A 12,563-nucleotide genomic window follows, 5' to 3' on the forward strand; every position below is an offset into this window, starting at 1 on the left:
AAGACCGTCCGCGGTCAGTTCGTGCCGATCTTCGCGAGCAGGTCGACGATGCGGGACTGCACCTCGTCGCTCGTCGAGCGCTCGGCCAGGAAGAGGACCGTCTCGCCCGAGCTCAGCTTCGGCAGCTCCGAGCGGTTCATGTCGGCCGAGGTGTAGACGACCAGCGGGGTGCGGTTCAGCTGGCCGTTGGCGCGCAGCCAGTCGACGATCCCGGCGCGGCGGCGGCGTACCTGCATCAGGTCCATCACCACCAGGTTCGGCCGCATCCGGGTCGCGAGCGAGACCGCCTCGCTGTCCGTCGCGGCGCAGGCGACCTGCATGCCCCGCCGCTCCAGGGTCTGCGTCAGCGCGAGCGAGATCTCCTGGCTCTCCTCGATCAGCAGGACGCGCGGCGGATGCTGTTCGCTGTCGCGCGGGGCGAGGGCCTTCAGGAGTACGGCGGGGTCGGCACCGTACGCCGCCTCCCGCGAGGCCTGTCCCAGACCGGCGGTCACCAGCACCGGCACCTCGGCCGCCACCGCCGCCTGACGCAGCGACTGCAGGGCCTTGCGGGTGATGGGGCCGGTCAGCGGGTCCACGAAGAGCGCGGCAGGGAACGCCGCGATCTGCGCGTCGACCTCCTCGCGCGAGTGCACGATCACCGGCCGGTAGCCGCGGTCGCTCAGCGCCTGCTGGGTGGGGACATCGGGGGCCGGCCAGACGAGGAGCCGGCGCGGGTTGTCCAGCGGTTCCGGGGGCAGTTCGTCGTCGACGGGCTGCGGGGACGGGCGGTTGGCGACCTCGACGGCGCCGCCGGGACCGTCCAGTGGTTCCGGTCCCTCGACGGCACCCTCGTCGGGCGCCCCTATCGCGTACGCACGTCCTTCTGCCGCCGGAGCGGCGAGCAACTGCCCCGAGCCCTGGCCCTGCACGGTGCCGGCGGTGCCGCCGGGGCCGGGGCCGGGGCCGGTCTGCGCGGCGGGCGGCTGCGGTGCGGGGGCGTGGGGCGCGGTGGTGGCCGCGGGCGGCAGGGCGGTGCGTTCGTCGCGGTCGCCCTCGGGAGGTGCGGCGAGCTTGCGGCGCCGGCCGGCGCCGCCCGCACCGCCGCCGAGGGTCTGGTTCTGCTGGTGGGCGATGTGCTGGGCGAACGGCACGCCCTGTCCCAGCGTCCGCACGCTGAACGCGCGCCCCTGCGTCGAGTCCGGCGACCCGGGCATGGGCGCCTCGGCGGGCAGCGGCTGCCGCCGCGCGTCCGGACCGGGCGAGAGCGTCCGCGGCCGGCTGCCGTCGTGGGCGGCGGACAGGTCTGCGGGGCCGACCGGTTCCGCAGGGCCGTCCGCGCCCTCGGGAGCGGCGCCGCGGGCGTTGCCGGCGGTGGTCGTCCCGGTGGTGTGCGTGGTCGGCCCGGAGGCGGGCAGGTTCGGGTCGGCCTCGGGCCCGCCCTGGGCGGCGGGGCCCTGACCCGACGCGTCGTCCATGTCCCAGCCACCGGGCTGCACAGGCGGCGAAGGCCGGTCGGAGGGACCGGGGCCGGCCGGCTGCCCGCCCTGCTCCTCCTGCGGTGCGTGCGGTGCGTGCGGTGCGTGAGGCGCCTGCGGAGCCTGAGGCGCGTGAGGTGCCTGAGGTGCGGGAGGTGCCTCGGCGTGCCTGGCCCGGCGGCGCCCGGTCGGGAGCGGGTGGGCCTGCGGCGGGGTGTGGTCGTGCTCCGGCGCGCCGGACACCGCGTCATGCCGCCCGGGCAGCGAGGCGTCCGCCTCACCGGCGGTGGGCGGCACCCGGTCGGCATCCGCCGGCGGGAGTGCGAACGGGACGCGCGGGCCCGCCTCGGCCTGGGCGGCCCGGTCCTGGGCGGCCGACAGGGCGCGACGGGCACGCCGCCCGGTCGGCTGCTGCGCCGGCGCCCCGGCCTGCGCCCGTACGCCGCCTGCCTGTACGCCGCCTGCCTGTCCGGCCTGCGCCTGCCCGTATGCCGGCTGCCCGCCCTGATCCGGTCCGCCCTGAGGCTGCCCGTGCGTCCGGGCGGTGTCGTCGTGTCCGGGGTAGGCCGCGGGGCCTGCGGTCTCCACGGCGGCGCCGGCGGCCGGAAGCGCCAGTTGGTCGCCGCCGCCCCGGTGCGCCCGGTGCCCGCCCGCCGGCACCGGCATCGGCGCCTCGGCCGGCACTCCCTGCGGCGGGACGCCCTGTGCCGGAACACCCTGCGGTGGGACGGTCCGACCGCGCTGCGGACGGCCACCGGCCCCCTGGGCGCCCTCGGCGGCCGTCACCACGGACCCCTCCGAAGGCGCGGCTGCCGCGGCCGCGGGCAGTGCGAGCGCCTGCCCCGGGCCCTGCTGCACGGCGTCGGACGGGGCGCCGGTCTCCGCCGGGCTGGGCCGGCCGCGCCTACGGCCGGAGCCGCTTGCCTGCGGGGCCGGAACGAGTTCGTGCGGGCCCGCCGCATCGGGCGCGGGCGCGTCCGCGGATGCTTCGACGGACTCCGGGGCGGAATTCGCGCCCGCTTCCCGGCGCGCACGCCGGCGCCCGGTGGGCTCGGCCGCCCCCGTGTCGGAGGCACCGATCTCGCCCGTGCCGTCGGAGCCACCCACGGGGCTCTCCAGGAACGCGTCCGTGGAGCTCCGGCGTGCACGGCGACCACGCCTGCCGCCGTCGGGAACCGCGACCTCACTCGACGATGTCCCGGAACCGTGCTGGGCCTCGGACCCCGGCACAACCACCGCGGTCCCGGGGGCCATCGGCGCAGCCAGGGCCGGCTCGGGCACCATCGGCGGAGCCACGGCTGCCTCGGGCACCATCGGCGGCATCACGGTCCCCGAACCCGCGCCGAGCGGGACTTCGAGCACGTACGCGCTGCCGCTCATCCCCGGCATCTCATGCGTCTGGAGCACACCACCGTGCGCCCGTACGATCCCGCGCACGATCGGCTCGTGCACCGGGTCTCCCCCGGCGAACGGGCCGCGCACCTCGATCCGTACGACGTCACCACGCTGTGCCGCTGCCACGACGACCGTCGAGTCGACGTAACCGCCACCCGGCACCAGCCGGGCCTTGCCGGTGGAGTCGACGCCGGCGACGTCCGCGACCAGGTGCGCGAGCGCGGTCACGAGCCGTCCCGCGTCGACCTCGGCCTCGATCGGCGGCGCGTGCACGGCGAACTGGGCACGGCCGGGACCGATCAGTTCGACGGCGGCGTCGATACCGGCCGTCACCACGCCGTCCAGCAGCACGTTCGTCTTGACGAGCGCCTCGGAGCCGCCGTCCAGACGCTGATAGCTCAGCACGTTGTCGACGAGCGTCGTCATCCGCGCATAGCCGGCGGCGAGGTGGTGCAGGATCTGGTTGGCCTCGGGCCACAGCTGGCCGGCCGGGTCGGCGGCGAGCACGGACAGCTCACCGCGCAGTTCCTCCAGCGGCCCGCGCAGCGACTCGCCGAGCACGGCGGTCAGCTGGGTGTGCCGGGCGGACAGGTCCGCCAGCCGTTCGGCCTGCTCCTCCAGCTCGGAGGCGTAGCGCTCGGTGCGGTCCGCGAGTTCGGCCGCGTGCTGTTCCGTCAGTCCGGTGACCTCGGCGGTGTGCCGCTCGGTGAGTTCCGTGACCTCCGCGGTGTGGCTCGCGGTCAGCTCGGCGACCTCGGTCCTGCGCTTCGCGTCGAGGTCCTCGTACGGCCGGCGGTCGGTGAACGTCATCACCGCGCCGACGAGCTGGTCGCCGTCCCGCACGGGCGCGGTGGTCAGGTCGACGGGTACCTGCGCACCGCTCTTGGACCACAGGACCTGCCCGCGCACCCGGTGCTTGCGCCCCGACTTGAGGGTGTCGGCGAGCGGCGACTCCTCGTACGGGAACGGCTCGCCCTCGGCTCGCGAGTGCAGGATCAGCGGATGCAGCTCCTGGCCACCCAGGTCGGTGGCGCGGAAGCCGAGGATCTGTGCGGCGGCGGGATTGACCAGCACGACACGGCCGTCCGTGTCGGTACCGACGACACCCTCGGACGCTGCCCGCAGGATCATCTCGGTCTGGCGCTGGGACCGGGCCAGCTCGGCCTCGGTGTCGACGGTGCCCGAGAGGTCGCGCACGACGAGCATCAGCAGCTCGTCACCCGTATAGCTGCCGCTGTAGGTGCTCTGGACGTCCGTGTACGCCGCCTGCCCGTCCTCCAGGCTGGCGCTCGTCACCTCGACGGGGTACTCGTTGCCGTCGGTGCGCCGCGCGGTCATCCGCGTGGGCTTGGTCCGGCCCCGCTCGTCCGCAGCCTCCGGCCTCCGCATCGACCCCGGGATCAGCTTGGAGTCGAACTCCGGCAGCAGATCGAGCAGTCCGCGACCGACGAGCGCGGTGCCCGGCGTCTCGAACATTTCGAGGGCGATGGTGTTGGCGTTGACGACCGTACCGTTGCAGTTGACGAGCAGAAGCCCGTCCGGAAGGGCGTCGAGTATGGCTGCGAGGCGAGCAGCGCCTCGAGATGGCCTGCTGCTCACGACGACGCTTCCTCCCTGATTACTGCACCTTGCCGACAGCGGGCCCCATCTTGCCCCTCGGGCCTCAGGCTGTCACTGGAGGAGTCTAAAGGCAGGGGAGGGGCAAGGGGCGGCGGATGAGGGGGAGCTCTCACCAAGGTTCTGTGCATACGGTGTACGACTCTGGCCCATTACGTGCCCCGCGGGCCGCCCCGAACCCGGTGCAGCCGCAGCTCACCGGACGTTGGGGAGCACCGGCCGCAGACTGTTCCAGCGCCCGATCTCGCACCCGTTGGTCCGCTCGAACGCAGAGTCGATGCTTCGCCCTTCCCAGGTGCCGGTGATCCGGGCGGTGGCCCCTCCGCCGAACTGCTGCGTGCACATCGCGTTCCGGGACACCGGTGCGAACGGGTCCGCGCTCTCCCCCGGCAGCTGCGCCAGCCGGTCGCATGCCTGCTGTGCCACGGGGTGGCTGCCGCCGGCCGGGTCGCACTCCAGCTCGTACGTCCCGTCGGCCTCCGGGTCCCCCGACCCGGAGACGACCACGGTGAGATGCGTGCCGGCGGTGTCGTTCTGCAGCACGGGCAGCGGCAACGGCAACGGCAGGGGACCGGCCACGGCCGTCGCCGCGGGGGCGGCGGCGGACAGTGCGGCCAGTGACACGACGGCGGTGAGGGCGAGACGACGCATCATTGCGGACTCCTGTGGTCGTACGTGTCGCCGGCACCGGCCGACGACGAAGAAGAACGAAGGGCGGACGCCCCACCCTGACTAACGCTCCGCACGCCACGGCGTTGCGCAACCGGAGGCACTTTGCCCTCGCGGCCGACTGCCTAGTACCGTAGGCAGCGATTGGTGACGCAGCGCTCAGCTGTGTCATCATCTGCACACACCACTCGCGCTCGCGCGGGGTGTGCTGGAGGCGTCGCCTAGTCCGGTCTATGGCGCCGCACTGCTAATGCGGTTTGGGTCTTAAAGCCCATCGAGGGTTCAAATCCCTCCGCCTCCGCTTGATCACCGAAGCCCCGTGCCACTGGCACGGGGCTTCGGTCGTTCCCGGGTCGGGTCGGGCCGGGAGGGTGCCTGGGGCGGTCCGATCAGGGGGTCTCCCGAACCAGTGATCTCGCAGCTCAGCCACGGTGCGGCTAATGGATTTCGCGTCACGGCGCAGGTCATGTAATGTTGTTCTCGCAACGCCGACGGGGCAGAAAAAACCCCGGAAAGCACAAGCACTCGTAGCTTAACGGATAGAGCATCTGACTACGGATCAGAAGGTTGCAGGTTCGAATCCTGCCGAGTGCACACAGGTCAAAGGCCCCCTGGACATCGTCCAGGGGGCCTTTGACATCAGCGGGTGACATCAACGCGCCCGGAATCCGGGATCACGCGTCGTCGTCGGACTCCGTCTCCTCATCTTCTTTGCTGCCGAACTCCAACGCGTCGTCCATGCTCTCTGCTGCTGCCCGCAGCGTCGTGTCCATCACGTGCGCGTAGGTGTCCAGGGTCATGGTGATGGTGCTGTGGCCGAGCGTCTCCATGATCGTGCGAGCGTCGACCCCTTGCGCCAGCAGCAGCGACGCGCAGGTGTGGCGCAGGTCGTGCACGCGTACCCGCCGGACCTTGGCGTCCCGGCACAGGATGGTGAGCATCCTGTTCAGGCCGCGGGGGTCGGTGACACGGCCCGTCACCGTGGTGAAGATGAGGCCCTTCGGGTGCTCGGGCACCGGCTGCCACTTCGGGCCGGCCACCTTGCGCTCCCGTTCCTGCCGGTCGCGGTGCTCGGTGAGCGCCTGCACGCACCCCTTCGACAGAGCGACCGTGCGCACGGACCGTGTGGTCTTCGGTGTGCCGAAGATCAGCTCGCGTCGGATGCGCTGCACGTTCCGCCGCACACGTAGCTGACCGCCCGCCAGGTCAACATCGGACCAGGTGAGCCCCAGGGCCTCTCCTCGACGTAGGCCAGTGGAAATGAGTAGCAGCCACAAGGCGTGCAGGCGGTGGGACTGGGCGGTCTTGAGCAGCATGCGAACTTCGCCGGTGTCCAATGGACGTACCTCCTTGGCGTCGACTGTCGGTGTCTCCACGATCCGTGCGACGTTCCGGGCGATCAGTTCTTCGCGCATCGCCTGCTGGAGCGCGGACCGGAGAACCGCGTGGATGTACTGCACCGTTCGGGCCGACGGCCGGCGCTTACAGCAGCGACCGACCGCGCAGCAGTTGCGCTTGCCCTCCAGCCTCTCCTTGTCCGCCCCGCGGAGGCAGCAGAGGCACGAGACCTTGAACTCTGCGAGGAACCGCCGCACGTCTGCCGGAGACAGCCGATTGAGCTTCTTCTTTCCGAGCGCGGGGCGGATGTAGAGGCGTGACAGCCCCTCATAGCTGTTCAGCGTCGCGGGCTTGAGCCGCTCAGGCGCGACAGTGGCCAGCCAGTAGGTGAGGTAGTCCCCGAACGCCATCGTGGACGACGCGGCCGGAATCCCTTGCCGCGTCTTCTCCTGCAATTCGGTGAGCTTGCCGGCCACCTCGTCTCGGGTCTTCCCGTAGACGAACTTTCGTACCCGGGTGCCATCGGGGCGGTAGACGTAAGCGGCTGCGTGGTACCGACCGTCTTTGCGCTTCGTGATCGTTCCTTCGCCATTGGCGCGACGCTTGGCCATCAGGCGGCCTCCTCGACTTGGAGCTGGATGTAGGTGTTCAGGGCGTCGACGGGGACGCGGCGGGCGCGGCCGACGGTGAAGCTCTTGAGCTGCTTGGAGCGGAAGAGGTCGTAGACCTTGCTGCGGCTCAGACGCAGGGCCTTCATCACCTCGGGGACCGTCAGGGTTTCGGGCGCGGTGGAGAGTGGCGTACGCATCGGGTCGCTGCCTCCTTGGCAGGGCATACGGGGGCCCGGGGCCCCTTCCTGTCAGGTCCGCTACCTCCGCTACCTCCGCTACCGCCCTGGTCAGGGGCGTGATCGAGGTAGCGGATGAGGTAGCGGTAGCGGATGGAATCCGCTACCGGCCCCGCCCCTGCTGGGGCCGCGGCGGGTAGCGGGTAGCGCTCAGGTAGCGGACGGGAAGAGCGTTGCCGCTACCTTTTCGGGGCCGCTGACCTGCGAGGTAGCGGAGGTAGCGGAGGTAGCGGCTCCTGAGGGGGGTGGGGGGCAGTACCGCTCCCACGCGTCGTGGAGATCGAGCGCGTAGTAGCCCTTCAGGACGGTCCCGGCGGTCTTGATGTTGCGTGCCTTGACCGGGGTGTTGTCGAGGGTCATGTACTCCCCGAGCATCTTGGCCAGGCCCCGGGAGTCGAGCGGCCGGCCGCTCATGTCCGCCCACGGCGCTTCGTCCAACGCGCACAGCCGATCCAGGATCGCGACCGTCGGCATCCGGTCAATGCCCGCCATGACGTGATCACGAAGGTCGGTCAGCAGGCGGATACCCAGACTGCCTTTGTCGTCGGCCCTGGCCGCGTTGACCAGCTCCACGCACGCGGTGCGGGCCCGGTCGGGCCAGTCGCCACCGGCCGCGTCCGCGACGGAGAGCAAGGGCTCCCACACATCCGCGGGCCGGTCGGTGACGCCTTCGGGCATCTGCGGCCACCGGCCGGCGATGTCCTCGCGGACCTGCTCGGCCCACTGCGCGAGCCGCTCCCGCAGTTCGTGTCCCTCGGCCTCATGGAGCCGAGCCCGGAACGGCTCGGCCTTCTCGTTCCTGGCCCGACGCCGCATGCGGATGATGACGGAACGGGTGGTGATGGTGTCCGGCAGATAGCCGAGCCCGGCCACGGCAACGGCGGTATAGGAAGGAAACTCCACCACCGTCTGATTACCGCCGTCACCAACGCACCGGTAGGTGACTCCAGAGCGGCGGTGACCGGCGTTCAGAAAGCCGCGCAGCTCCTCGTTGTCCCCGGCCTTGGGACCAAAGACGGTATCGATCTCGTCGAACAGGATCGTGGGCCGTCCAGCCGGATCGGAGACCGACCGGAAGAGCGCGGCGGCCCGCGCGTTCACCGCCAGCATCGGACGCGGCACCAGCGTCTCCACCACCTCCAAGGCCCGGGACTTACCCGAGCCCGGTTCCGGGGAGAGGAACGCGAGACGCGGCGTGGAGTCGAACGCGTCCAGGAGGTGCGCGTGCGCGTCCCACAACACGACCGCCACGTAGGCGGCCTCGCGGGGGAACACGTTGAACCGGCGGTGGAACGTCTCCACTTCGGCGAGCAGTGCAGCGCCGTCGATGGGGGCCGTGGTCTGTGCGGTGGCACTCATGCGGCGGTCCTCCTGGACTGGTCGGGGGCGTTGTGGGGGCACTGCCCGACGTGTGCGCGGGTGGTGAGTTCGGTGACGGCCTTTCGGCCCCGGGCCCGTTCGTGGTGGCCGCAGGTGCACAGCCAGTCGGCGACGGGCATTTCGTTGCGGCCGATCCCGCGCACGGTCAGACCGGGCTGGATGCCGGACACGGTGACTGTGCGCGGGTCAGGGAGAACAGCAATGCGGACGCCTTCGGCGACGACCTTCGCCGCACCACTGCCGGATGCACCCGGGGCCGGTTCGGCGATGCTGCGGTGGGTGGGGGGCGGGAGGCCTTCCAAGCGGAGACGAGGGCGGGTACTCATGCCGTCTCCCGGGGCCGGGCGGTGCGGATGGAGCTGTCCAGGGCGCTGCGGATCGTGGCGCGGCACTCAGCCGGGGTGAGCCCCCGGGTCTCGCCCGCCCCTTGGAAGGCCGCTTCAACCTCGTGCCGGGCCAGGTCGCCCCACGCGACGAACCGCCCCACTTTGAACGCGCACCGGTTGAGCGTGTTGTTGCCCTGCTTCTCCGGAGCGGTGACGACGCGGTTGCACTCCCGTTCCAGCGCGGCGCGTCCGGCGCGACTGCCACTGACAACCGGTACAACCAGCGAGACGACCGGTGTGGATCGGGTCGGTTGGAGCAGGGCCAGCAGCCACCCGGGGAGAGGGGCGACCGGCGCCGGGTCAACCACCGCGTACGGGCCTGCGGTTGTGGTGCTGCCTGCGGCGACGACGTACCCGCCCCATGCCCTGGTGTCGACCAGGGGTGCGAGGGTTCCGGCGGTGTTCCCGAGCCGAACCATGTCCGGGGCGGTGAAGTACAGGTGGTGTCCGCTGCTCGCGGTCCGGGTGCGGTAGGTGGTGGGGACGGGCTGTCCGGCGCGCTCGCAGAGCGCTCCAAAGGTCGTCACGCCGGAAGGCGTGTCCGTGTTGCTGTTGGGCTTGGGCATGTCGAGGTCGACGACGACCAGCCCGGATGGGCCGGTGGCGATCCCGATGTTGAACGGGCGGTCGGCCCAGGCCCGGCGGATGCGGTCCGGGTCGACCGTGGCCCGGTCCTCCCACTTGCGGTGCCCGTCGGCACAGTCGGCGAGGCGCTGGCAGGCGGTCTCTCCGTGGAGGGCGGGGCGCTTGTCGTCAGGGCGGAGGGGGAAGACGTGCCAGCCGCGTTCGGCTGCTCGTAACGCCGCTTCGAGCAGCGTGGTGGTGCGGTGGTGGGTCATGCTGGGTGTCTCCAGTTCTCTGTTGTGGATGGCTGGACGACGGCGGCCCCGGACTTTGCCGAGACGGGGGCCGCCGTCGGCGTAGCTAGTCGCAGGTGCAGTCGGGGTATTCGCTGCTGCCGTCCGCGCCGCATCCGCAGCAGTGCGGGTAGAAGTAGGGCTCGGTGCCGTCGGTGGGGTCGCACCGTTCGCAGTCGAGGTACTCGGGTTCCTCGGCCGCGTCGTGGTCGTCGTGGTCGGTCTGGGTGTTGGTCACGCGTGTTCCTCTCGGGTGGGAATGTGGCTGTGGAGGGGTGCGGGCAGGTGGCGGGCGCCCCCCTTTACCGGCCTTACCTTGCAGGTCAGGGGCCCTTACCTCCCCCTCTACCGGGGTAAAGGGCCCCCTCTACTCCGCAGCCCCTGCCGAACGGGCCGGGACGGGGCGTGGCGGGAGTGTCCGGCGGGGGTGAGGTAGCGGGGGACCCCTCTACCTGCCGGTGCTGAGCAGGATCTCGGCGGGCACGGCGGCCTCGATGTCGCGGCGCTGGTATCCGGCACCGTTGGAGCCGCTGATCTTGACCTGCTTGCTGGTCCGCTTGACCCCGGCGGCTTCGAGTTCGGATGCGAGCTGTTCGGCGTTGAAGTCGCCGTAGACGTCCTCGTCGAGGTTCACGAGACCGTTGAGCAGGTCGGTGGTGAACATGCGCGGGCTGTGGCGCATGACTTCGAGCGCGTCCGAGACGATCGGCGGGACGGTGACGCCGGCCGCGTCAGCGGCGGCGGTCACGTCGCCTGCGGCCTGTCCGGTGAGCTGTCCGGCCTGCTCGCGCAGGACGCGGCCCTTGCGGCACAGTCCGGCGAATGAGGGGCCGTCGAGGTAGTCGGCCCGCACGGTGACGTACGAGGCGGGTCCGGTGACCAGGACACCGACACCCTTGTGTTCCTCGGACAGGACGGAGGCGTCGGCGCCTTGGGCGGCCTTGCCCTTGCCGAGGACCATGTCGCTGCTGGCCCGGTCGACGACCTGTGTCGAGTAGCGGATGGTGATGATCTCGCGCAGCTTGGTCGGGACGCTGTCGGCGTCGGGGCGCTGGGAGGCGAAGTTGGACACGAACCCGGCAGCCGGGCCGCGTCGGGCGATGCGGCACAGGTCGTTGATGACCTGCTCGCGGTCCTCCCGTTCCATCGCGGTGAAGTACTCCTGCAGTTCGTCGATGGTCACGAAGATGACCGGCACGTTGTACTTCGCCACGATCTCCGGCGTCAGCTTGCCTTCGGGGCACACGGACGTGGGGAGGTCCCGCAGCAGGGCGAACCGGCGTTCCATCTCCACCAGGAGTTCGGCGAGCATCGCCTTCAAGGCTTCGATCGCGTCGTCCTCGGCGCCCATGACCAGGCAGTGCGCGACGGCCTTCATGGGCATCCAGTCCGCGCCGCCCTTCCCGTCGGCGACGTAGTGCCGCACGAACGGGTCCAGCAGCCCGGCAGAGGTCAGCAGCCGCTGGGAGAACGTCTTGCCGCGGCGGGGCAGGCCGCCGAAGAACATCGACTGCCACATGACGGGGATGTTCACCCGCACGCCGCGGGCGTCCTGGCCGAAGGGGACCGGGTCCCAGATGGAGAACCGCTCGGCCGTCTCGAACGGCGACGGGTTCAGCGGTCCGAGGTAGGGGTCATCGTCGGCGACCCACATGGACACCCGGCCGGCGTTGCCGCCCTTGGCGGCGCGGACGCGGGACATGATGACCTGGATTTCATCGACCCCGAGTTCCTGCGCGATGACCTCGCGCTTGGCCAGCACGTCCGAGGCGGTCTTACCGCCACCCCGGGGAAGGTCGAAGATCACGGCCCAGCCACGGCCGTCACGGACCGGGCCCATCGAGCAAGAAACACGCGGGCCTTCCTCGTCACCCCGGCCGCTTTTCAGGAGGCCGGCAGCGCGCAACGCGTCGTTGAGCTGCTGGGCGGACATGTCCACCCGCAGCGGCGGCGCACCCTGGTCCAGGAACTGGGTGTCCTTGCCCCTGCCCAGGTAGGCGAGCGGCGTCACGACCGCCCCGGCGATACCGGTCTGCAACAGCGGGTCGGCCAGCATGATGCCGATCGCGGCGGCGGCCACACCCACGGCGGCGGCACCGAACCGCCACCGACGGGACCGGGTCCGCTCCGCATGCGCGATCTGCAACCGCACCGCGAGTTCCACGTCCTCGGGCCGGGCCTTGCTCTGCGCCCGCAGCGCCTTCACTGCGGCGGTGTGGTCCTGCGCCGACAGCGTCGGCCACATCCCCACCGTGGCGCGGAAGAACCCGCGGGCGGCCAGCAGCACAGTCTTGACCAGATACTTCGGGGTGCGGACCGCGTGATAGCGCGAGTGCCACCACGTGAGCCGCACCAGGGCGGCGGCGTTGGCTTTGATGGACGCGGCCGACCGGGCCCACGCCGGCAGAACCGGCGCGTCCGGGACGGTCAGCCAGTCCGACAGCGGGTTGTCGGCACGGTCGACCGCCTCGACACCCGCCACCACCGTGGCGGTGTCGTCGGATGCCGGGGCGGTCTTGGTCAGGGGGTCGGGGCTGGGGCGGTGGTCGTCCAGGTGGTGCAGGGTGCCCATGTCGGGCCCCTCGGTGGCGAGTTCGGTCATGACGGGTTGTACTCC

The 12,563-nt window shown here is 71.4% G+C and carries 9 protein-coding genes and 2 tRNA genes; 2 read left to right on the top strand and 9 right to left on the bottom strand.

The genetic code is table 11. The features are described 5' to 3' along the window. Nucleotides 1–14: 14 nt before the first annotated feature. On the bottom strand, nt 15–4,451 hold the full coding sequence (locus OG446_RS19125) for a PAS domain-containing protein (protein WP_328895193.1): 4,437 nt from the start codon (nt 4,449–4,451) through the stop codon (nt 15–17). A gap of 213 nt (nt 4,452–4,664) precedes the next feature. Further along, the gene (locus OG446_RS19130; RefSeq protein ID WP_328895194.1) at nt 4,665–5,123 is read right to left on the bottom strand and encodes an SSI family serine proteinase inhibitor; all 459 of its coding nucleotides are present in this window, start codon (nt 5,121–5,123) and stop codon (nt 4,665–4,667) included. 225 nt (nt 5,124–5,348) lie between these two features. Between OG446_RS19130 and OG446_RS19135 the strand changes: the two genes are divergently transcribed. Further along, a tRNA-Ser gene (locus tag OG446_RS19135) sits at nt 5,349–5,439 on the top strand. Between the two features lie 220 nt (nt 5,440–5,659). Further along, nucleotides 5,660–5,732, top strand: a tRNA-Arg gene (locus OG446_RS19140). A gap of 80 nt (nt 5,733–5,812) precedes the next feature. On the opposite strand, the gene OG446_RS19145 is transcribed toward OG446_RS19140, so the two are convergent. The 7 genes from OG446_RS19145 to OG446_RS19175 all read right to left on the bottom strand — a co-directional run bounded on the left by OG446_RS19145 (nt 5,813) and on the right by OG446_RS19175 (nt 12,548). Continuing rightward, nucleotides 5,813–7,087 (bottom strand): tyrosine-type recombinase/integrase, encoded by a 1,275-nt coding sequence (locus OG446_RS19145; RefSeq protein WP_328895195.1) that lies wholly within the window; start codon nt 7,085–7,087, stop codon nt 5,813–5,815. Further along, entirely contained in the window at nt 7,087–7,284 is a 198-nt protein-coding gene (locus OG446_RS19150) for a helix-turn-helix domain-containing protein (RefSeq protein ID WP_328895196.1), read from the bottom strand. Before OG446_RS19150 ends, OG446_RS19145 begins: the two co-directional genes overlap by 1 nt. Nucleotides 7,285–7,473: 189 nt before the next feature. Then, nucleotides 7,474–8,682 (bottom strand): DUF3631 domain-containing protein, encoded by a 1,209-nt coding sequence (locus tag OG446_RS19155; RefSeq protein ID WP_328895197.1) that lies wholly within the window; start codon nt 8,680–8,682, stop codon nt 7,474–7,476. Beyond that, nucleotides 8,679–9,029: a hypothetical protein gene (locus tag OG446_RS19160; protein WP_328895198.1), complete on the bottom strand. Its 351-nt coding sequence runs from the start codon at nt 9,027–9,029 to the stop codon at nt 8,679–8,681. Before OG446_RS19160 ends, OG446_RS19155 begins: the two co-directional genes overlap by 4 nt. After that, on the bottom strand, nt 9,026–9,928 hold the full coding sequence (locus tag OG446_RS19165; protein WP_328895199.1) for a bifunctional DNA primase/polymerase: 903 nt from the start codon (nt 9,926–9,928) through the stop codon (nt 9,026–9,028). Before OG446_RS19165 ends, OG446_RS19160 begins: the two co-directional genes overlap by 4 nt. An 85-nt stretch (nt 9,929–10,013) precedes the next feature. After that, complete coding sequence (locus OG446_RS19170) at nt 10,014–10,184, bottom strand: hypothetical protein (protein WP_328895200.1); 171 nt, start codon at nt 10,182–10,184, stop codon at nt 10,014–10,016. Nucleotides 10,185–10,394: 210 nt separating this feature from the next. Beyond that, complete coding sequence (locus OG446_RS19175) at nt 10,395–12,548, bottom strand: cell division protein FtsK (RefSeq protein WP_328895201.1); 2,154 nt, start codon at nt 12,546–12,548, stop codon at nt 10,395–10,397. Nucleotides 12,549–12,563: the final 15 nt, after the last annotated feature.

Source organism: Streptomyces sp. NBC_00236, assembly GCF_036195045.1.
GTDB lineage: Bacteria > Actinomycetota > Actinomycetes > Streptomycetales > Streptomycetaceae > Streptomyces.

Excerpts from the sequence above, each read along its gene's own strand:
- OG446_RS19155 (WP_328895197.1), bottom strand. The coding sequence starts at position 8,682 with ATGAGTGCCACCGCACAGACCACGGCCCCCATCGACGGCGCTGCACTG.
- OG446_RS19175 (WP_328895201.1), bottom strand. The coding sequence starts at position 12,548 with ATGACCGAACTCGCCACCGAGGGGCCCGACATGGGCACCCTGCACCAC.
- OG446_RS19145 (WP_328895195.1), bottom strand. The coding sequence starts at position 7,087 with ATGGCCAAGCGTCGCGCCAATGGCGAAGGAACGATCACGAAGCGCAAA.
- OG446_RS19160 (WP_328895198.1), bottom strand. The coding sequence starts at position 9,029 with ATGAGTACCCGCCCTCGTCTCCGCTTGGAAGGCCTCCCGCCCCCCACC.
- OG446_RS19165 (WP_328895199.1), bottom strand. The coding sequence starts at position 9,928 with ATGACCCACCACCGCACCACCACGCTGCTCGAAGCGGCGTTACGAGCA.
- OG446_RS19150 (WP_328895196.1), bottom strand. The coding sequence starts at position 7,284 with ATGCGTACGCCACTCTCCACCGCGCCCGAAACCCTGACGGTCCCCGAG.
- OG446_RS19130 (WP_328895194.1), bottom strand. The coding sequence starts at position 5,123 with ATGATGCGTCGTCTCGCCCTCACCGCCGTCGTGTCACTGGCCGCACTG.